The following is a 401-nucleotide window of genomic DNA, read 5'->3' on the forward strand; positions in this document are numbered from 1 at the left end:
GGCCTGATGATCGGCATCGAGATCGTCAAGCCGAACGAAGCGCAGGATCACATGGGCTGCTACCCGGCCGATGGCGAGCTGTCCGCGTTGCTGCAGAAAAAGTGCTTCGAATCCGGTCTGATCCTGGAGCGCGGCGGGCGCAATGGCTGCGTGCTGCGTCTGCTGCCTTCCCTGCTGATCACCAACGATGAGCTGGGTATTTTCCTCGATAAATTTGAGCAGGCGCTGTTGGCCGCCGGCGTCAAGCCAGTCTGATTGGAGCGAATGACCGCGATGTCCAAGTTAAACCCGATTCTGGCTTCCTCGGCGCACAGCGCCGAGGCTTACCGCCAGGCGATCGCGCAGAGCAGTGAAGCCGTCGTGCAGTGGCTGCAACAGCCCGAGATGTATCAGGGCAAAAG

1 pseudogene is annotated in these 401 nt (G+C 60.3%); it reads left to right on the plus strand.

The annotated features are described in order from the left end of the window. Positions 1-255 (plus strand): annotated as a pseudogene (locus tag KHA85_RS20505) (aminotransferase class III-fold pyridoxal phosphate-dependent enzyme); the annotation flags it as partial. Positions 256-401 lie beyond the last annotated feature (146 nt).

It is taken from the genome of Dietzia massiliensis (assembly GCF_018390595.1).
In the GTDB taxonomy this organism is placed as follows: domain Bacteria; phylum Actinomycetota; class Actinomycetes; order Mycobacteriales; family Mycobacteriaceae; genus Dietzia; species Dietzia massiliensis.